This is a genomic window from Bradyrhizobium liaoningense (assembly GCF_018130825.1).
Lineage (GTDB): Bacteria > Pseudomonadota > Alphaproteobacteria > Rhizobiales > Xanthobacteraceae > Bradyrhizobium > Bradyrhizobium liaoningense_B.
This window is the reverse complement of record NZ_JAFCJS010000001.1, coordinates 1,425,015-1,444,249: the sequence shown is the minus strand read 5'-3', so window position 1 is coordinate 1,444,249 and position 19,235 is coordinate 1,425,015. Positions and strand designations below refer to the sequence as shown.

Annotated in this window: 16 protein-coding genes; 4 read left to right on the top strand and 12 right to left on the bottom strand. The window is 61.8% G+C overall.

The annotated features are described in order from the left end of the window. Positions 1 to 96 precede the first annotated feature (96 nt). Genes JQ603_RS07070 through JQ603_RS07060 form a run of 3 tightly spaced genes read left to right on the top strand, consistent with a single transcriptional unit; the run spans position 97 to position 2,819 of the window. On the top strand, positions 97 to 1,212 hold the full coding sequence (locus JQ603_RS07070) for an alcohol dehydrogenase catalytic domain-containing protein (RefSeq protein ID WP_212337687.1): 1,116 nt from the start codon (positions 97 to 99) through the stop codon (positions 1,210 to 1,212). 45 nt (positions 1,213 to 1,257) lie between these two features. Further along, the gene (locus JQ603_RS07065) at positions 1,258 to 1,794 is read left to right on the top strand and encodes a cupin domain-containing protein (RefSeq protein WP_212337685.1); all 537 of its coding nucleotides are present in this window, start codon (positions 1,258 to 1,260) and stop codon (positions 1,792 to 1,794) included. A 20-nt stretch (positions 1,795 to 1,814) separates the two neighbouring features. Further along, on the top strand, positions 1,815 to 2,819 hold the full coding sequence (locus JQ603_RS07060; RefSeq protein WP_245003395.1) for a zinc-dependent alcohol dehydrogenase family protein: 1,005 nt from the start codon (positions 1,815 to 1,817) through the stop codon (positions 2,817 to 2,819). 25 nt (positions 2,820 to 2,844) lie between these two features. On the opposite strand, the gene JQ603_RS07055 is transcribed toward JQ603_RS07060, so the two are convergent. The 10 genes from JQ603_RS07055 to JQ603_RS07010 form a co-directional block, all read right to left on the bottom strand. Further along, positions 2,845 to 3,555, bottom strand: a complete 711-nt coding sequence (locus JQ603_RS07055) for an ABC transporter ATP-binding protein (protein ID WP_212337683.1) — start codon at positions 3,553 to 3,555, stop codon at positions 2,845 to 2,847. Further along, positions 3,552 to 5,318 (bottom strand): branched-chain amino acid ABC transporter ATP-binding protein/permease, encoded by a 1,767-nt coding sequence (locus tag JQ603_RS07050; protein WP_212337681.1) that lies wholly within the window; start codon positions 5,316 to 5,318, stop codon positions 3,552 to 3,554. Before JQ603_RS07050 ends, JQ603_RS07055 begins: the two co-directional genes overlap by 4 nt. Positions 5,319 to 5,322: 4 nt before the next feature. After that, positions 5,323 to 6,363 carry a branched-chain amino acid ABC transporter permease gene (locus tag JQ603_RS07045; protein WP_212337679.1) on the bottom strand — a complete coding sequence of 347 codons (1,041 nt, stop codon included), beginning with the start codon at positions 6,361 to 6,363 and terminating at the stop codon, positions 5,323 to 5,325. Positions 6,364 to 6,420: 57 nt separating this feature from the next. Beyond that, positions 6,421 to 7,572 carry an ABC transporter substrate-binding protein gene (locus tag JQ603_RS07040; RefSeq protein ID WP_212337678.1) on the bottom strand — a complete coding sequence of 384 codons (1,152 nt, stop codon included), beginning with the start codon at positions 7,570 to 7,572 and terminating at the stop codon, positions 6,421 to 6,423. Positions 7,573 to 7,782: 210 nt separating this feature from the next. Beyond that, the gene (locus JQ603_RS07035; RefSeq protein WP_433996624.1) at positions 7,783 to 8,433 is read right to left on the bottom strand and encodes a fumarylacetoacetate hydrolase family protein; all 651 of its coding nucleotides are present in this window, start codon (positions 8,431 to 8,433) and stop codon (positions 7,783 to 7,785) included. A gap of 283 nt (positions 8,434 to 8,716) precedes the next feature. Beyond that, positions 8,717 to 9,922 (bottom strand): patatin-like phospholipase family protein, encoded by a 1,206-nt coding sequence (locus JQ603_RS07030; RefSeq protein WP_212337674.1) that lies wholly within the window; start codon positions 9,920 to 9,922, stop codon positions 8,717 to 8,719. Between the two features lie 49 nt (positions 9,923 to 9,971). Next, the gene (locus JQ603_RS07025) at positions 9,972 to 11,942 is read right to left on the bottom strand and encodes a MacB family efflux pump subunit (protein ID WP_212337672.1); all 1,971 of its coding nucleotides are present in this window, start codon (positions 11,940 to 11,942) and stop codon (positions 9,972 to 9,974) included. Between the two features lie 2 nt (positions 11,943 to 11,944). Next, the gene (locus tag JQ603_RS07020; RefSeq protein WP_212337670.1) at positions 11,945 to 13,270 is read right to left on the bottom strand and encodes an efflux RND transporter periplasmic adaptor subunit; all 1,326 of its coding nucleotides are present in this window, start codon (positions 13,268 to 13,270) and stop codon (positions 11,945 to 11,947) included. Positions 13,271 to 13,316: 46 nt separating this feature from the next. Further along, on the bottom strand, positions 13,317 to 14,801 hold the full coding sequence (locus JQ603_RS07015) for an efflux transporter outer membrane subunit (protein ID WP_212337668.1): 1,485 nt from the start codon (positions 14,799 to 14,801) through the stop codon (positions 13,317 to 13,319). A 22-nt stretch (positions 14,802 to 14,823) separates the two neighbouring features. Next, positions 14,824 to 15,714 (bottom strand): DUF3313 domain-containing protein, encoded by an 891-nt coding sequence (locus JQ603_RS07010; RefSeq protein ID WP_212337666.1) that lies wholly within the window; start codon positions 15,712 to 15,714, stop codon positions 14,824 to 14,826. 542 nt (positions 15,715 to 16,256) lie between these two features. Here JQ603_RS07010 and JQ603_RS07005 point away from each other — a divergent pair. Next, positions 16,257 to 17,642 carry an ATP-binding protein gene (locus JQ603_RS07005; RefSeq protein ID WP_212337664.1) on the top strand — a complete coding sequence of 462 codons (1,386 nt, stop codon included), beginning with the start codon at positions 16,257 to 16,259 and terminating at the stop codon, positions 17,640 to 17,642. Between the two features lie 416 nt (positions 17,643 to 18,058). On the opposite strand, the gene JQ603_RS07000 is transcribed toward JQ603_RS07005, so the two are convergent. Next, the gene (locus tag JQ603_RS07000) at positions 18,059 to 18,250 is read right to left on the bottom strand and encodes a hypothetical protein (protein WP_212337662.1); all 192 of its coding nucleotides are present in this window, start codon (positions 18,248 to 18,250) and stop codon (positions 18,059 to 18,061) included. A 164-nt stretch (positions 18,251 to 18,414) separates the two neighbouring features. Next, positions 18,415 to 19,233 (bottom strand): ATP-binding cassette domain-containing protein, encoded by an 819-nt coding sequence (locus tag JQ603_RS06995; RefSeq protein ID WP_245003394.1) that lies wholly within the window; start codon positions 19,231 to 19,233, stop codon positions 18,415 to 18,417. Between the last annotated feature and the right edge of the window lie 2 nt (positions 19,234 to 19,235).

The following is a 19,235-nucleotide window of genomic DNA, read 5'->3' as shown; positions in this document are numbered from 1 at the left end:
GAAAATATATTGCATTTTCGAAAATGACGCCCCACTATCTCCAGTAAGGGCGAACAAGCTGCGGCCCGGCGCCCAATAATGGAAAGGGAGGCACTGATGGTCCTATCTGAAACCATGACCGTCGCGCGATTGCACAAGGTCGGGGGCGAGCTGAAGCTCGAAAAGTTGCCCACGCCCAAGCCGGGGGACACGGATGTCCTGATCCGCGTCAGGGCGTGCGGGATCGTTCCCAATCTCGGCAACATCCTCGCCAACTGGCCGACCTGGTTTCCCCACATGCCGCAACCGCCGCTCCCGGCGGTATTCGGATTGGACCCGGCGGGCGAAATCGTTGCCGTCGGCCGCCAGGTGCACGCCCTCAAAGCCGGCGATCGCGTCTATGTCAATCCCGGCCGCTCATGCGGCACGTGCCGCCACTGCCGCCGGGGTGATGCCATCTCCTGCAAACATTATGCGTTTCAGGGCTATTTCGGCTTCAGCGAACACGCCCTGCAGACCTTCGCCGACTACCCAACCGGAGGCTTGAGCGAATACACGGTGGCGCCAGCCTCGGCAATCGTGACGATCCCGGACAGCATGAGCTACGAGCAGGCGGCCCGGCTCGGTTATCTCGGCACCTGCTATTCGGCATTGAAGAAGGCCAATGCCGGGCCCGGTGATACCATTCTCGTCAACGGCATCAGCGGCACACTCGGCATCAGCGCAGCAATCTTCGCACCCGCCATGGGCGTCCGGAAGATCCTGGGCACTGGACGCGATCGCAAACTTCTGGAGGAGGTCAAGGCATTGGCCCCTTCACGCATCGAGGTCTTCTCGATCGATGAGGGCAGCGTCACCGAGTTTGCGTTGAAGCACACCGACGGGGAAGGTGTCGATGCGTTCATTGACTGTATGGGCCCGGGGGCTCGCCACGAAACGTTCCTGCAAGGTCTCGCGAGCCTGCGCCGCGGCGGGATCGCGGTCGATATCGGCGCCGTGACGGGATCGATCCCGATCGATGTGCACTGGCTGATGGACCACAATCAGCGCCTCTACGGTTCGGTCTGGTTTACCACGCAAGAGGGACAGGAGATGGCCGACCTTGCAGCGGCAGGCATGGTCGATCTGACGATCCTGGAGACGCACGGCCGGCAGCTTTCAGAGGTGAACGAAGCCATCTCCGGCATTGCTGCGCGACATGGCGGATTCTCCAACTTCGTCATCTACCCCTGAAGGCACCGCGATGCGGCCCGTTTGCTGTCGCGAAGGAGAGAACACATGAGTGTCAGGCGTGTGGTTACTGCGAAGAATACCGCCGGCAAATCCGTGGTGGTGAGCGATGGTCCCTCCCCTCGCGAAACCATCTTCACGCATACACCGGGTTTCGCCGCCGCGCCGATCTGGATGAATGCCGCCATGCCGTCGCTGTCGGCCGGCCATGACCCAATGTCCGTCCCCGGAACCAGCCTGTTGCCGGGCCCGGGCGGCACCACATTCATTGTGGTGACCTTTCCGCCTGACAGCGTGATGATGTCGCCCGATTTTGATCCGGCAAAGGCTGGCGCCGAGCATCTGTCGGCCACTCCGGGCATCGCCGAGACCTTCGAACCGGACCATCCCGGCATGCACACCACGCCAACCGTGGACTACGCCGTCGTTCTCGACGGTGAAATCTGGCTCGAGCTCGACGATGGAGCAACCGTCCATTTGAAGCAGCGCGACACGGTCGTTCAGCAAGGTGCACGGCATGGCTGGCGCAACAAAGGCGACAGGCCCGCGACGCTTGCATTCGTTCTCGTCGGAGCGGCGGCCTAGCTGATGCGAGATAGACACCGATGACCGAGCTCATGAAAGCGGTCCTCGTCCGCCAGGTCGGCGGCCCCGAGGCCTTGGAATATGTCGACGTGGCGCGCCCTCACCCGGGTCGCGGGGAGGTGCAGATCCGGGCCGAGGCCTTCGGCGTCGGGCAACCCGATGTCCTGATCCGGCGTGGCGTTTACAAGTGGATGCCCCCTCTTCCGGTCAATCCAGGCAATGATGTGGCCGGTCGCGTGACGGCGGTCGGACGCGGGGTCACCGATATCGCAATCGGCCAGAAAGTGTTGCTCAGCGCGCGCGACCTCGCGCAGCGCGGCGGCTGTTACGCTGAATTCGTGGTGGCGCCAGTGGATGCGATCCATATTCTGCCGGAGAGCGTCGCATTGGAGGAGGCCGTCTGCCTTGCCAATTATCAGGTGGCCTGGGCTCTACTCCACGAGTGCGGGTCGACGCAGCGGCGCGACAGTGCACTGGTCATCGGCGCGGCGGGCGGCGTCGGTACCGCCCTGGTCCAGCTCGGCAAACTCGCCGGCATGAGCGTCATCGGCACCGTCAGCACCGAGGAGAAAGCCGATTTCGCCCGGCAGAATGGCGCCGACCATATCATTTTCTATCGCCATGAGAACGTCGTGGCACGCACGCTGGACTTGACCGGCGGTCGTGGCGTCAGCCTGGTGCTGGATCACATCGGTGGATCCGATTTCGCCGGCTATGTCGCGGCCCTTGGGACGTGGGGTACGCTGGTCTCCTACAATGCCTTCACGGAGCTGCCGCAGAGCAATCTGATGGCCGCGATGCGCGATCATCTCGACGTCTGCCCCGCGATACGCTGCTTCTCGTTTCACATCTTCGATCACGACCGCGAGGGACGCCGCAAACTCATGCGCGACGTGATCGATGCGCTCGCGCAACGTCAGATCCGGCCTGCCATCTCGGCGCGGCTGCCGCTCGCCGAAGTCCGGCAGGCACATCGATTGCTGGAGTCCGGATCGGCTCTCGGCAAGATCGTGATGACGCCGTGACGGCAGGCGACATCATCGCCGCTTGTCAGACACCGAGATAGCTGGAGATCACGCGCGGATCCTGGGCGACGATCGCGGCGCGACCATCGAGCACGAACTCGCCGAGCTCCATGACATAGGCACGGTCGGCGATGCGCAGGGCTGATTGAGCATTCTGCTCGATCAGCAGTACTGAGACACCGGTCTTGCGCAAATCGGCAACGATGGTGAAGATGTCGGCAACGATTTTTGGCGCAAGACCAAGGCTCGGCTCATCGAGCATCAACAGCCTGGGCTGGCCCATGAGGGCCCGTCCCATCGCCAACATCTGCTGTTCGCCCCCGGACAGGGTGCCGGCCAATTGTCGCCGTCGCTCCGTCAGGCGGGGAAACAGCGCATAGATCCGATCCGCTTCTCTGGCTGCTGCAGCTCTACTGATGCGGAACGCGCCGAGTTGCAGATTCTCGGCCACGGTCATCGTGGCAAACAGCTCCCGGCGTTCCGGGACCAGCGAGAGTCCATTTCCGACACGATCCTCGATGTCGAGCCGGCCGAGATCGTTGCCTGCGAAACAGACGCGGCCTTTGAGTGGCAACAGCCCCATCGCGGCGTTGAGCAAGGTCGTCTTTCCCGCACCATTGGCGCCGACGATGGTGACAATCTCGCCCAAATCGACGTGAAGCGAAACGCTTCGTACGGCTTCGACCTTGCCGTAGGAAACCGAGACCCTCTCGATCAAAAGCAGTTTCTCATTCATGCCGCGACCCCGAGATAGGCTCTGATGACCTCGGAATTGGTCTTGATCTCGGCTGGCAGGCCTTCGGCGATCTTGGTCCCGAAATCGAGTACGACGACGTGATCGGCAAGATTCATGACGAAGCCCATATCGTGTTCGACCAGCAGAACGGACATGCCCTCGCCACGCAGCTTGCGCAGCAGCGCCGCCAATTGCTGCTTCTCGTTATAACGCAGGCCGGCGGCAGGCTCGTCGAGCAACAGCAAGATCGGGTCCGCACATAGCGCACGTGCGACCTCGACGATGCGCTGCTGGCCAAGCGCGAGACTGCCGGCGGTCTGGTGCATCTGCTGCGCCAAACCGACGCGTTCGATCTGACGCGCCGCTTCCGCCATCAGCCTAGCCTCGTCTGCCCGGTCGAGACGCAACATGCTCGCAACCGGGCCCGCGCCACCACGCAGATGAGCTCCGATCGCGACATTCTCCAGAACCGTCATGTCAGGGATAAGTTTGACGTGCTGAAAGGTGCGGGCCACGCCGTAGCGAACAATCTCCTGCGGCGGCCTCCCATTGATCGGCCGGCCCGACAAGGTCACCTTGCCGGTGGTCGGCGCCAGCACCCCCGTGATCAAGTTGAAGGTCGTGCTCTTTCCGGCGCCATTCGGCCCGATGAGAGCCGCGATCTGACGCGCGGCAACCTCGAAGCTGACATTGTTGACCGCCGTCACGCCGCCGAATTGCTTGCGTACCCCCTCGACCTTCAGCAGTCCCCCTGCCGAGATCTTCGGTCTGGCGCGCGACGGCAATGCCTTCGCCTGGTCGGGCTTGCGCTGCGGTCGTTCAAATGGGCAGAACGCAGCCAGTCGAGGCCATACGCCGCCGGGTGCGACCTGAAGCAGAAGGACCAGAAGCGCGCCGAACACGATCATCTCGATGTTGCCCTCACCAAAGGTGATCGCCAAATACCCCTGCAGGATCTCCTTCAGCGCGGCCACGATCGCGGCACCTGCTACGGCGCCCCAGACATGGCCGGCACCGCCAACAACGGCGACGAACAGATATTCGATGCCCGCTTGCACGCCGAAGGGCGTTGGGTTGACCGCACGCAGAAAGTGGGCATAGAGCCACCCCGATAAACCGGCCAACAATGCTGCGTAGATGAAGACGAGGAGCTTGGCTTGAGCCGTCTGTATGCCGAACGATTCCGCAGCCACATGGCCGCGTCTGAGCGCACGGATTGCTCGGCCGGTGCGCGAGTCGAGCAGGTTCAAGGTGAGCACGCCGCAGATAATAACACTGGCCCAAATCGCATAGTAGATCGCACCGGCATTCAACATCCGCCAAGGCCCGAGCGACAACGGGGGTATGGCGGATATACCGTCGTTACGGCCGAGAAATTCGAGCTTGCTGAAAAGATAATAGAGGCTCAATCCCCAGGCAATGGTGCCGAGCGGCAGATAATGGCCAGATAGCCGAACCGTAACGAGGCCAAGCAGAACTGCGATCGAGCCGCTCACCAAGAGTGCAGCCGGCAGAGTGAGCCAGGGCGACACGCCATAGCTCGTCGTCAGGACGGCGGTGGTGTAGGCGCCAAAGCCGCAGAAGGCGGCCTGACCGAACGAGGTCAGTCCCCCGACACCGGTCAGCAGCACAAGTCCCATGGCAACGAGTGCGGACAGACCGATATTGTCGAGCAGCACGATCCAGAACGGCGGAATGCCCGGAATTTGTGGCAGCAACGCCATCATGGCCGCAAACAGCGCGATCGGCCACCGCTCCATCATGGCGCTAATCCTTTTCCTCTTCGATCACGGGCGTCGAAAGCGAGCGAACCAGGAGCACGGGAATGATCAACGAGAAGACGATCACCTCCTTGAAGTTGCTGGCGTAGAATGACGCGGCCGCCTCGACGAGACCGACGACCAGCGCCGCCACGGCGGTTATCGGATAGCTCGCAAGCCCTGCGATAATTGCGGCGACAAAGCCCTTCAAGCCGATCAGAAACCCGCTGTCGTAGTAGATCGTGGTCATCGGTACGATCAGGATGCCGGAGATGGCTCCGATCACCGCCGCAAGAAGGAAGGCGATCTGTCCGGACAGCGAGGTCTGAATGCCGACCAGCCGGGCACCGACGCGGTTCACGGCCGTGGCCCGAAGCGCCCGGCCGTAGAGCGTATGGCCGAAGAACATCCACAGGGCGACGATCAAGCTCAAGGCAATGGCATAGATCGCAACCGTCTGACCGGTGAAGCGCAGCGGTCCCGCCGAAAAAACAACATCGGAAATCGGCGGCGCACGGAGCCCCTCGGCGCCGAAGAACAGCAGCCCAAGGCCCTGCAGCGCAAGGTGGACGCCAACCGAGGCGATCAACAGCACCAGCACCGACGCATGCGCGATCGGTTGATAGGCGATGCGGTAGAGGTAGAGGCCGATCAGCGCGACAATCAGGAGCGACAGCACAAAATGGAGCGTCAGGCTTTGCACACGGCCGGCGATCGCGATCGACACCGCAAGGACGATGGCGGGCATGACCACATTCACAGCGAGCGCTCGCAGCACCCGACGGACATCCAATCGCCCGCGCGCAACAAATAATTCGACGCAGAAAGCGGCCACGCCGAGTGCGACGGCAAGGCGGGCCGTTCCGGGCGCCCGTCCGGCTGCCAGCGTCGCATAGGTCAACGCACCGAATGTGATGAACTCGCCTTGCGGGATCAAGATCACGCGGGTGACCGCAAACACGAGCACCAGACCGAACCCGAGCAGCGCATAGAGCGCGCCGCTGGTGATCCCGTCCTGGGCAAGAAACATCAAAACGATCGCGTTCAAGTTCAGGTTTCCTCGAGCTGGGCGTTGCTACACCGGTCTACCGATCTCGCAACATCATCACGGAACGACCACGAACTTGCCGCCCTTGACCGTCAGCAGAATGCGCGAGCGCTCATCGACGCCATAACGGTCTTTCTCGGTGAAATTGTAGACGCCTTGGCTCGTCGCGATCTCTCTCTCACTCAACAAGGCAAGGCGGAGCGCCTCGCGAAACTCCGGCGTGCCGGGCTTGGCCTGCTTCAGCGCGACGGGAACAACGCGTTTGAGGATTTCGAACGCATCATAGGGATGAGCGGCGAACTGACTGCGGCTGCTTGGGCCATATTTCGTCTCATAGGCGGTGTTCAGCGTCAGTCCGGGCTTCTTCGTCAATGCGTCGTCGGGCTGTCCTTCGGGGGCCATCACCGGACCGGCGGCGAGGAACACGCCTTCAGCCGCCTTGCCTGCGATCCGTATGAAATCCATGCTGGCCGCCCCATGGGTCTGGTAGATTGGCCCCTTGTAGCCCCGCTCACGCAATTCGATCTGTGGCAGTGCCGCCGCCGTTCCCGAAGCGCCGACCAGGATCGCATCGGGATTTGCGGCAACAAGCTTCAGCACCTGCCCTGCGACCGAAGTATCCGGACGCGCAAAGCGCTCGTCGGCTGCGACCTGCAATCCCAATGCGCCGCCCTGCGCCTTGAGATCGTTCATCCAGAGGTCACCAAAAGAGTCCGAGAAGCCGATGAATCCGACCGTCTTCGCACCGGTCTTCTTCATATGCTCGTAGAGCACCTTGCCCACCACGGGGATCGGCTGCGGCATTCCAACCGACCATTTTTCGCGGGCGGGCGTGAAAGGCAACGGCGCCAACCCGAAGTGTGGTATGCCGGCCTCATTGGCCACGGTCGACACGGCAATGGTCGGCGGCGTAACGGACGACCCCATGATGACATCGGCCTTGCTTTCGGTGACGAAGCGCCGTGCATTGTTTGTGGCGCTGGTCGGATCACCGCCGTCATCAAGCACGATCACCTTGAGCGGAACGCCATCAATTTGCTTGGGGACGAACTCGAGCGCATTGCGCTCGGGAATGCCGAGAGCTGCCGCAGCGCCGGTCGTCGAGATGGTGATTCCGATCACAATCTCGGCGGTATCCGCAGCGACTGGCGCAGCACCAGCTGGGAAGAGCGCCAAGCCTAGCGCGGCACCAAGAAGCAAGCGTCTCATGTCTTTCCTCCCTCACTCGATTTGTTTGGAGCGCGATGGCGCTCTGCCTCTTTCAGTCTCGTCCAGGTCGTTGGTGTCCGAGGACTAGGACCTAAGCCGTGTCTTCGGCGTTGCCTCGCCGCGCATCCGCCCACATCAATCCACGGCCTCCAATGTCCGAGCTTGTTACCGGGGCACGCGATGATGCGGCTGCTCTTGGGAGTCTGTGCTTCACTCGGCAACAACCGGGTTTCGCAGCACACCGATCTTCTCGATCTCGACCTCGACCACATCACCAGGCTTGAGAAAGACGGGAGGCTTGCGCGCAAAACCGACGCCAGCGGGCGTTCCGGTCGCGATGACATCGCCCGGCATCAGATCGAAGATGGTGGAGCAATAATGAACGAAGCGCGGGATCGAAAAGATCAGTTGCGATGTGTCGGACTGCTGGACAATCTCGCCATTGACCCGAGTCTCAAGCTTGAGTGCGGTCGGATCGCCAATCTCGTCCGGTGTACCGATGACGACCGCGAGCTCGCCTTCCCAATCGAGCTGGTCGGAGACCTTGGGCCGGATCACCGGCGCATTATGACCGACCAGCGAGCGCCAGGCCCGCAGGAAAATCGGCGGAAACTCGGTGATCTCGCGCCTGAGGCCGGATGCCACCGCCTCGTTGTGATGATCAAGATAGTTGCGAACGGCGCAGACGATCTTTTCGGGACGGGGAATCACCGGAAGAACATCGACGTCCGGCAGCTTTTGGCTCCCGATCGCCGATGCGACCAGTGCCTCGCGGCGCTCGAATTCAGCGCTTCCGACGAAGTCGGCCAGTGTCAGATAGTTTGGCAACGTCCGGCCGATGTCGGCAACGTCGTCACCCACGACCGCCCCCCAGCTTTCCCGACCGCCGACCGCGAACGAAAGAAGTCTCACGCGTCGCCCCCACCATAATTTCGTTAATTATAATTATTTTCGAAAACTGTCCGAGATGCAAGCCAAATCCGCGGCGGCGGACCAGACTGAGATTTGGCCAGCTCCTCGGCCGCCGGATCACCTGTCCAAAGAGCTTGCCGCCCTTTTGCCGCCATCGCTTGGTCGAGCGATCTCGCGCGAGCAATCGTCTCAAGCGGGCGCGGAAGGCCGCCGCCGGGGCTACCGCTAGAACTCAATTTTTGGTTGCGAGCAGTCGGGCTAGCTCTGGGCGCAGCGCAGATGGCGTCGCGAGGCCGTTGGCCGGCGGGGATTTGGACCAGAGACGATTGTTGCGCGCGCGATCATAGCCATACTGGAACAGCGCACGCATATAAGCTGTATCGAAGCCCGATGACGGCGATGCAGGTCGGTCGCCCTCGATATAGGTCAGGTTGAATTCAAACTTGTTTCGGCGGGCGAACGCATAGGTACTGTTGATAATGGCGCGCGTTTGAGCCTTGGTCATCGTCGACGACGACCGCGCGGCAATTTCGATCGTGTTGTTGGGAACGATCTGAAATTCACGCTCGACCTTGTTGTTGATCAGCACGAAGAGCTGCAGATCCCCGATCCTTGCGGGCTTGGCGGTCTGGACCAGGAAGGCTTCCGGCAGTGTCAAGACGGGCGCGGATACCCCTCCGTCGACATGCAATTCCTCAAATTGCTTGCCATTCGCTTCGGCGGCCACCGGCATCGGCGGGAACACGACAGGCAAGCTGGCGGAAGCCGTGATAACGTCTCTGAAGAGATGCAGTCCCTCGAGTGAGCGCAAGGAAGCGATCCGTCCCAAGTCCCAAATGACACTACGTTGAGAATCGAGATTCGTGGTCACGACGAAGAGTAGCCGTCCCTTTGCGTACTCCGTCGCCACAGCATCCACCAACTTTGCGTCGATATATTTTGCGACGAGTTCGCGCAGCCGGGTGTTGCCGAAGACGCTCGAGCCAAAGATCGCGTTGAGCGGGTTGGGCGCATCCAGCAGACTTTCGGCAACGCCACTGGTATAGAGATCGCGAAGCGTAGCGTCATAGTCGGAACCGAGAAACGCAAATGGCGCAATCAGCGCGCCGGTGCTGACCCCCGATACGATCGAGAATGACGGGCGCGTGCCAGTTTCCGTCCAACCATTGAGGACGCCCGCGCCATAGGCACCGTCCGCCCCGCCACCGGACAGCGCCAGATAGATCTGGGGACCGCTCAGCATGACCGGGCGCTTATCGCCCCTGGCGCGCGAGATTGGCGCGTCGGCATAAAGGCGCAGATCCGCAAGATTCAAGATCCGGGCGGACGACGCCTCACTCGCGGTATAGGACGTGCGCGGCGAGGTGCATCCAACCAACACACTCAGAACCAACACAACGTACGACAACGGAAACAGGCGATGACAGCTTTGACTCATGACAGGCTCAGAAGCTCGGTGACGCTTCACACTCGGCTTTATCAGGCAGCTATTCCCTCGACAGCGCCGCCACTGGATCAAGGCGTGACGCGTTTCGCGCCGGCCAATAGCCAAACGCAACGCCGATTGCGGTCGAGGACACCACCGCGATGACAATCGCCGTCGTTGAGTAGATAAGCCTGAAACCAACGTCGAATGCGTTAAACAGGACACCAAAACCGACGGCAAAGCCGATTCCGAGTCCGCCGCCGATGAGACACACCAGGACGGCCTCGATCAGGAACTGTTGCAATATGTCCGACTGGCGAGCGCCGACGGCCATGCGCACGCCGATCTCGGAGATGCGTTCGGAGACCGACACCAACATGATATTCATCACGCCGATGCCGCCGACGATGAGCGAAATCACGGCGATCGCAGCCACAAGAAGCGTGAGGACCTGGGCTGTGCTCTGGATCGTACGTCTGATTTCGTCGGTGTTGAGGATGAAGAAGTCCTTGGTCCGGTGGCGTTCGGTCAAGAATCCGGTCACCGCCTGCTCGGCAAGATCCGTCGGCATCGTGTCATTGATCCGCACGCTGATGCTGCGAAGCGTTGGATCGCCAAGAAAACGAGCCTGCACCGTCGTGTAAGGGAGATACACGGTCGGGCTGGCGCTGGATCCAAAGCCGCTCGTCTGCTGACGGGTGACGCCAATGACCCGGCACGGCACGCGTCCGACGATGATGACCTGCCCGACCGGACTCACGGCCCGATCCGGGAACAGCGCCTTGCGTGCGTTGTCGTCGATCACCGCATCCTGGGCGTAACTGCGAACGTCGTCAGCATCGAAGAAGGCGCCTTCGGCGAGTTGCGTGCCTTTGACCTGAAAATAATGCTCGCCAACGCCGCTGATCTGAGCACTGGCCTCGATGGAACCGAACCGGAGCGTGCTCGACGTGGAGACCGTCGGCGTGACCCCAGCAACATAAGACTGCTGCTCCAGTGCGCGCGCGTCGGCCAGCACCAGAGTCTTGATTTTCGTCGATCGCGTATCGCCGAAATCCTTCCCAGGAAAGATTTCGAGCGTATTGGTGCCGAGGCCGTTGATGTTGGCCAGCACCTTCTCCTGCGACCCCGCGCCCAATGCGACCACGCAGACAACCGACGCCACGCCGATGATAATGCCCAGCATGGTCAGAAATGCACGCAGCCGGTGCGCATTCATGGACAACAATGCCATACGCAACGTTTCGCGGAACCGCCCCATTGCCGACCACCAGTGCGACGCCGACCGGGGCGCCGGGGCGTCGTTCGTGCTTGCCTTGTCCGCAGCGGCTGCGGCAGTATCCGGATGATTGGGACGATCCGAGTGCACGACGCCGTCACGCAGCTCGATGATACGCCGGGCGCGCCGGGCCACGGCCATATCATGCGTCACGATGATCACCGTGCGCCCCTCGGCGTGGATCTCGTCCAGGATTCGTAGCACTTCATCGCCACTGCGGCTATCGAGGGCCCCGGTCGGCTCGTCAGCCAGGATGACGTCGGCATTGTTGATCAATGCCCGTGCGATCGAGACGCGCTGCTGTTGACCGCCGGAGAGCTGTCCAGGCGTATGGGTCAAGCGTTTGGCCATGCCCAGACGATGAAGCAGACGCGATGCCTGGTCGCGTCGCTCCGTCGACGAACGGCCGGCATAGACCGCCGGCATTTCCACGTTGCCGATCGCGGTCATCTCCGCAAGCAGATGATAGCGCTGAAAGATGAATCCGAAGTGCTCGCGTCGCAGCTCCGCGAGCTCGTCCATGTCGAGAGAGCCGACGTCACGGCCGGCGATTCGATAACGTCCGGCGGTCGGACGGTCGAGGCACCCCAGGATATTCATCAGCGTCGACTTGCCGGATCCCGATGTTCCCACGATGGCGACCATCTCGCCGGCCATGATACGAATATCGACGCGGTCGAGCGCAACCACGACGGATTCGCCGGAGACGTAGCTGCGACTGACTTTGTCCAGCATGATCAAAGGTTCGGTCATCTTCAGAGTCCCGGTGGTGGCGGCAAGCCCATCGACTTGCCAGTTGCCCCGTCGGCAGCGGCCGTTCCGGTCACGACCCGCTCGCCGGCCGCAAGACCTTCGCGAATCTCGACCAGAATCTTGTTACTGATGCCTACCTTGACGGTTCGATTGACCACGGTCCCGGATGGCTCGACCACCCTCACCCTGGCTGAGCCGTCCGAGCGGATATCGGCAAGCGCGATCGCAGGAACCGTCAGCACGCCGCGTGCCTCGCCGAGCACGATGTGAACCTCGGCCGTCATGTAGGTGCGCAGATCGCCATCTGGATTGGGCACGTTGAAGATGCCATTGTAGTAGATCGCCGATGATGTCGACGACGTCGACGACCCGCTGTTGGATGCCGTGGTCGTGGTCGACGTGAAGCTGCTGTCGGTCTTGACCGATTCGGGCGCGGGCTCGATGGAATCAAGGCGCGCCCGGTAGCGACGACCTGGATCGCCAAGGATGGTGAAATAGATCGCCTGGCCGGGCCGACACCGAACCACATCGGCCTCGGAGATCTCTGCGCGGACGGTCATGGTCTCGAGCTGGCCGATCACGACAATCGTTGGCGCCGACTGGACGGCGTTCACCGTCTGGCCTTCCTGGACAACGATCGACAGCACCGTGCCGTCAATCGGCGCGACAATGCGCGTGTAGCCGACATTGACACGCGCAGTCTCGACCGCAACCTCGGCCTGGACGATCTGGGCATCGAGCTGCGCGATCTGCGCCCGCGTGGTCTTGACGTTGGATTCCGCCGAATCGTAGTCGGCGCGCGATGACGCCTTCTGCGCAAATGTGGTCTGCTGCCGCCCGAAATTCGCCTCGGCGAGCGCAAGAGCTGCCTCCTTCTCCTCGCGCTGTGCCCTGGTGCTCCGCAGTGCCGCCTCGTTGGTACGGAGCGTGTTCTGCTGGGTCAGTGAATCGATCTCTGCGATCAGATCTCCGGCCTTGACCTTCTGACCAAGGGTAACCTTCAACGATGTCACGCGACCGGAAGCTTGCGCTCCCAGTGCCACGAGCCTGACCGGCTTGAGCGTCCCTGTCGCGAGCACGGTCTGGTCGATATCGCCGATCGTGACCGGCGCGGTCACCAGATTGACGGCCGATTTCGGAAACAACATCGTCTTCAGCACGACACCGAGTGCCACCAGGGCTAGGATGGCGACGATGATGAGCGTCCGCCGGGGCGCGGGCCCGCGACGCGGGGGAGCAACCGGTTGCGGGGCCGGACTTGTCGGTCGCGGGGTCGTTTCCGTTCGAAACACCCGGCTTGGGCCTTTGATCTCTGCCGCTTCGCTCATCGTGGGCTCCGATCGATGCTGTCTTATATCCCGGCGCACATGCGTCTCACTGGCCGGTGGCCAGATGTGGCCCCATCTGGGTGTCAATGATTTCCGGCGTGCTGCTGTCGATTGCACCGTCCCAGCCGCCACCCAAAGCTTTCGCCAGAGCCACGTAGTCCCTTGCGACACTGGCTCGGCTCTGAAGCAAGGCGTCGTTTGCGGAGAATTGCGATCGCTCGGCATCGAGCACGTCCAGGAAGCTGCTCGAGCCGCTCTCGTAGAGTGAGCGCGACAACCTGGCCGCCTCGCCATAGCGCGTCGCGGCCTCTGCCAAGCTACGAATCCTGTTCTGCTCCTGAGCCAACGCGACGAGGGCGTTCTCGACGTCTTCCAGCGCGGTTAGCACGGCGCTGCTCCACGCGACATAGTATTCATCACGCTGGGCCTGCGCGACCTCGACAGCGGCGCGCAACTTTCCGCCGTTGAATATCGGAACACTCACCGACGGACCGACCGACCAGCCGATCGTCGAGTTCTTGCCGAGGTCGCCCAATTTGAGCGCGGTCGTCGAGACCGATCCGCTCAAGCTCACATCCGGGTAAAGTGCCGCCTCGGCCTGTCCGATCTTCGCGGTATACTGCGCAAGCTGGCGTTCGGCCTTTCGCACGTCCGGCCGCACCGTCAGCACGTCGGCCGGGATGCCCGTTGGCAACGGAAGACGCGGCGCCGGTATCGGCGTGGCGCGCGCCATTCGGGCGGCGAGGGTCGCCGGGTCGCGTCCAAGCAGCACGCCAAGACGATGCACCGCCGTCTTGTAGGATGCCTCGTAAGTCGGCACATTTGCCTCGGTACTTGCGGCCTGGGCAACCGCCTTTGCAGTGTCGACGGGGGACGCCGAGCCGGCATCAAGCTTCTTCTGGGTCAGTGCAGCAGTCGCTCGTTGCGAGATCGCGGTACGGCGCGCCAGTGCCGCGCGTGCCTGATATCCCCGGGCGTCGGCGTAGTACGACGCGACGTCGCCGATCAGGGTCAGCAGAGTGGCGCGCAAATCGTCTTCGGAAGCCGCCGCATTGTATGCGGCCGCTTCCACCGCGCGCCGATTCGCGCCGAACAGGTCAAGCTCCCAGGCCGAATCGAATCCGGACTGGAACTGGTTGTACGAAGTGGCGCCGACGACGCTCTCGGACGCGACGCCGGCGGCGGAGCGATTGGCGGTCGCCGAACCCGACGCCGATATCTGCGGAAAGAGCGCGCCAACCGATTGCCGCTGCAGGGCCCGTGCCTCACGAATTCGCGCCTTTGCGGCCGCAACATCGAGATTGCCCTGAACCGCCTCCTCGATCAGGCTATTCAGGAGCGGATCGTTGAGCCGCCGCCACCACTGCGCCAGAGGCATCGCGTCCTTTGTCGCCTGCCTTCCTTTCGCGTCGCTCCAAGCTTTCGGCAGTTGGACGGTCGGCCTCGTATAATCGGGGCCAACGGCACATCCGGTGAGCGGTATCGTGAGAAGCAACGCCACGCAACTCGCCGTCCTGACAATGACTTTCATCTCCAATTGACGCGTCTATCGATTATCGGCTGTTCGCCGGCGCGCCCTTGTCCGACCATTCCGGCGGCAAGCCCAGACCGCCCGCTACCATTCCGACGACTCCCGGATCGCGGCCGAACGCTTCGCATGCCTCATATTTCGGCTTGCCGCCAAATGACGAGCCGATCTTGCTGAATGATGGCAAGCTCACCGTCTTTCCAAAGGGCGACTCTCCAGTGACCAGTAACTGGCCGAAATCGCCGGCGAATGAACCCGCCAGATCATAGGCATCGCCGGCGGTCGAGACCGTCGGGGAGTTGGTGAATGAGTTGGCACCGCGCGCCCAGATCATTGCGGCCTGCTGCCGCCCCGCCGGGTCAATTGCTTCGGCCTCCAACGACAGTCCGCCAAGTCCGATCGGAAGTCGTGGCACCGCCGCCGGCACCCCGAGCGCAGCCGGCACGATCGACACCACCTTCGATGCACCAGCCGCCACTTCATTGGTCGGGGCAGCCTGGGTCACGAGCACACGGGTCGTCAGATCGGCCGGCTGGTCCGCACCGACGACGCGAAACCGCTCGCTCAATCCAACACACAGTGCACGATCGACCGCGTTCGCGACCAGTTTGCGCTGCTCGTTCGACAATTTCGGCGATGCGGCCGGCAAGAACGCGGCTGGAACGATGCGCACCGTCTTCGCAGCCAGAACATCGGCCTTGTTGACGTGCACCAGCGATTTCGCCAGCACGCCGTCCGATGGTGTCATGTTGTCGTAGGAAGACAGCGAGCCACCCTTCATCAAAGGAGAGCTGGCACAGCCCGACAAGCACAGGGCAATTGCTACCCCCCTACTCAAGACAAGCACCCGTTGCGCGTCGAGCGCGCGGCGACGCTGCGCGCCAACGGCGCTCGACCGACCGACCCCAACATCCATCACTGGACTCGCTGCGTTACGGCGATCAGGTTTCCAGCCCGCGCCAACAGCCTTGCCGCCTCGCCGGGAGAGGAATGAACGCTCGGAAAGTGCTCACGGTATCCGCCTCGCGCACGCTCAAGGCTTCCGGCCGCAAAGCGGCGTCCGCCCGCAGGCCATATTTCACCCCTGCGACAGCGCAGCCACGCGCTGATCGCAAGCAAACCGGAGCTGACAACCCAGACTTTCATAACGTTCCTCTACCATTGGAACGCTATACTAGGACGGGGCCAAATGACCCTGCATTAAGGGGTGTTACAAAAGATTACAGAGAGCGGACGCGACGGGTTTCGGAAGGGCTCGCTTGATTAACAAAACGAAACATTTTGCGCGCTGCTCTCCGGGTGCGAACGGCCTTAGATTGCGCTGATGCCGCACCTGAATATTACGAATCTCACCTCCGCAACCCGCACTTGTCCCAGGCCATTGTGCGTGCTCACCATGGCGCTTGAAGGCGACGACGTTGCCTGCACAGCGACGCAGGTACTTCTGGGGATCGCCCCATGAGCGAGACTGTGCAGCCGTCCCCCCTCGATCACGCTCGAGCACATTTGGTGATCCGGGTGCAGCAATTGATACCGCAAAGCATCACCGCTCAGCTGACCGGTCTTGTTGCCATTTCAGTGCTCTCGGGCGTCACAGTGTTCGGGGCGATCGTCTGGTTCCTGCTCGATCCTCCGGCGCGCGACGATAGTCCGGTATTTGCCGCTGTGCACGTTACCGAGATTACACGGCTGATGCGCGCGACGACGAGCGCGGCAGAAGCCGACCAGCTCTTGACGACAATCCGACGGAGCGGTCTCGATATCAGGCGCGTCGCCCTCGCTGATCTCGTCCCGAGCACGACCAACCTGCTCTCTTCGCGCCTTGCATTGCATCCCTTAGCGGCAATGCCCGACATAGAGCTTCTAACCGGCTTGAGGGATCCTGCGAGCCCGCCCTCGCAAATTGTCACCCGCTTGGACCAGAGCAACGGGCTGATCTTCAACCTCACCATCAATGCATGGTCCCTGTTCGTCCCTCCGACGGCGCTTGTGTTGCTCATCATGGCCCTTTTCGTGCTGCTCCTGTCGATCTATGCCGTGCGTTGGATCACCGCGCCTCTAGCCGACATTGCAGACGCTGCAGCCTCGTTTGGCCGGTCCCCGCACACCCATGCGGCGCTCGATTTGCGCGGTCCACGCGAAATCACCCAGGTCACTGACGCACTCAATGAAATGCGCGCCCGCATCCGACAGCTACTGGATGATCGCACCCACATGCTGGCTGCGATCAGCCACGATCTGCGAACACCGCTCACGCGGCTAAGGTTGCGCGCCGAGCGCATCAAGAACGACGGCTTGCGCACCCTGATGTTGCGCGACCTCACCAAGGTCGGCCGAATGCTCGACGATACCCTTGAGTATCTACGGGACGATACGAAGTCCGAGTCGTTAACGCGCGTCGACCTGCCGAGCCTGCTCCAAACCATCTGCTGGGACTTTTCCGACATTGGACACGCGGTATCTTATGTCGGCCCTGAACGCTTCACCTATGCCTGTCGCCCGCGCGCATTAACCCGCGCCGTCACCAATATCGTCGAGAACGCCAGCAAGCATAGCAGCGTGGTCAACGTCACGCTTGGCGTTGCTGCCGATAACGCCGTCAGGATCGAGATTTCCGACAACGGTCCGGGCATTCCCGGCGACCTGCTCGAGAAGGTATTCCAACCCTTTTTCAAGGTCGACAACGCACGGAGCGAGAACAAAGCTGGTTTTGGCCTTGGGCTGTCGATTGCGTTGGATATCGTCAAGCGGCACGGCGGCAACATCGAAATGGGCCCGCAGGAGCCGGTCGGCTTGCGTGTGCTGATGGTGCTACCAGCCCCAACACCATTGCAGCCGGTCTGAGATCACCTCGCCACAGACCGTCCCATGGTCGCCGCAAAGAGCCGCGAGACACGTTCCAGAGCGGCTAAGGCGCCGGCAATCATTCGGAGCGGAACGACATCGGACGAACTATGCCGGTGCCGCCAATGCCACAATCGTCGTCGCGTGCGACATGCCCGATACGGCGGTCGATATCGCCTTCAAGATCAGCACCGAGCACTCTTGGTGTCTGCAGCACAACCGATCATCCTTCAAAAGAAATCGACGGCGAGAACGGCACCTGATGAGTTGAACGAGGCCGGGCATTCGGCCTCGAATATTTGTTGAGCGGGGCGGGGCGTATTCGGGTTTGCTCGCATCGCCGCCTCCCGCACCAGTCGCAATTACGGCTTGAAAAGTCGCCAGGCGTTCAACTTTGATCTCACGCTGGCGGCGGGCTACCGCCTAAGCCGCAGTTCCAGTACGCCATCGGTGTAGGCATCCAGCCCACCCGTGGTCTTAGCAAAGCGATGGCATTTGTCGCCGATGATCCGCATTGTAATACAGAAATTCTCTCCCTTGATCGCCCAAGTCGCCGACATCGTCATGGGACCGTCGAAGATTGCCGTACCGTCCGGATTGAAGGTCATCTTGGCAGCCCGGCCGTCCGGTCCAGTGGCGGACCAAGGCTGCGAATCGGCGAGCATCTTTGCGGCTTGGGCCGGACGAAGATACTCTCGCTCCGCCTGCGCCCGCACGATCCCCCCCGTCCCTAGCAGGGCCGAAGCGATTGCCGCCCCGAGACGAAGTGCATCTAGCAGTCTGATTGTTGTCGGTCGCATATTCGATAATCCTCTTGGCTTCTGGGAGTTGGTTGATCGTTGGAGTTATTTCGCTTCGGTTCGCACGTTTCGACATTGACGATTCGCCCGTCTTCCATTTCGACGATGCGATCGGCGATATCGAGGATGCGGCTGTCGTGCGTGACCATAAGGATCGCGCTTCCGCGACGCTTCGCCAGATCGCGCAACAGATCGACGATCTGACGACCATTGGCCTTGTCGAGAGCGGCGGTCGGCTCGTCAGCGAGGACAAGCGCGGGAGACGACACCAGCGCGCGCGCAATGGCAACTCTCTGCCTTTGCCCGCCCGACAGCGTGGCCGGAAGTGCGTCCGCCGAGCCCAACATGCCAACGTCGTCAAGCGCTGCATCGATTAATTCGCGCTCGTTCGAGAATATTGTTGGCCGATGAACCTGCAGCGCCATCGCGACGTTTTCCCGCGCCGTCAGGCTTCCGTGAAGATTGTGAAACTGATAGATGAATCCAATTTGACGCCTCACCGCGATCATTGTCCGCTCATCCGCCTGCCGCAGATCTGTTCCGAGCGTCTGAACCTGACCGGACTGCAAGCTTCGAAGGGCTCCGACCAGCGTCAAAGCAGTGGTCTTTCCGCAGCCCGAGGGGCCCATAATCAGGACGATTTCGCCGTGCGCCACGTCGAGGTTGAAATCGAACAGGATCTGCTTTTCGGCGTCGCTCGCGTCGAAGGCGTAACATAGACCAGCGGCTTGAATAGCCGGCGCATTCTGATTTCTTCGCGTGTCGTTGGGACAAATCGTGGTCATCGGCATTT

Coding starts and splice junctions, on each gene's coding strand:
- JQ603_RS07070 (WP_212337687.1), top strand. CDS start 97: ATGGTCCTATCTGAAACCATGACCGTCGCGCGATTGCACAAGGTCGGG.
- JQ603_RS07010 (WP_212337666.1), bottom strand. CDS start 15,714: ATGGATGTTGGGGTCGGTCGGTCGAGCGCCGTTGGCGCGCAGCGTCGC.
- JQ603_RS07000 (WP_212337662.1), bottom strand. CDS start 18,250: ATGACCTTCAATCCGGACGGTACGGCAATCTTCGACGGTCCCATGACG.
- JQ603_RS07030 (WP_212337674.1), bottom strand. CDS start 9,922: ATGAGTCAAAGCTGTCATCGCCTGTTTCCGTTGTCGTACGTTGTGTTG.
- JQ603_RS07020 (WP_212337670.1), bottom strand. CDS start 13,270: ATGAGCGAAGCGGCAGAGATCAAAGGCCCAAGCCGGGTGTTTCGAACG.
- JQ603_RS07060 (WP_245003395.1), top strand. CDS start 1,815: ATGACCGAGCTCATGAAAGCGGTCCTCGTCCGCCAGGTCGGCGGCCCC.
- JQ603_RS07005 (WP_212337664.1), top strand. CDS start 16,257: ATGAGCGAGACTGTGCAGCCGTCCCCCCTCGATCACGCTCGAGCACAT.
- JQ603_RS07025 (WP_212337672.1), bottom strand. CDS start 11,942: ATGACCGAACCTTTGATCATGCTGGACAAAGTCAGTCGCAGCTACGTC.
- JQ603_RS07055 (WP_212337683.1), bottom strand. CDS start 3,555: ATGAATGAGAAACTGCTTTTGATCGAGAGGGTCTCGGTTTCCTACGGC.
- JQ603_RS07040 (WP_212337678.1), bottom strand. CDS start 7,572: ATGAGACGCTTGCTTCTTGGTGCCGCGCTAGGCTTGGCGCTCTTCCCA.
- JQ603_RS07015 (WP_212337668.1), bottom strand. CDS start 14,801: ATGAAAGTCATTGTCAGGACGGCGAGTTGCGTGGCGTTGCTTCTCACG.
- JQ603_RS07050 (WP_212337681.1), bottom strand. CDS start 5,318: ATGATGGAGCGGTGGCCGATCGCGCTGTTTGCGGCCATGATGGCGTTG.
- JQ603_RS06995 (WP_245003394.1), bottom strand. CDS start 19,233: ATGCCGATGACCACGATTTGTCCCAACGACACGCGAAGAAATCAGAAT.
- JQ603_RS07065 (WP_212337685.1), top strand. CDS start 1,258: ATGAGTGTCAGGCGTGTGGTTACTGCGAAGAATACCGCCGGCAAATCC.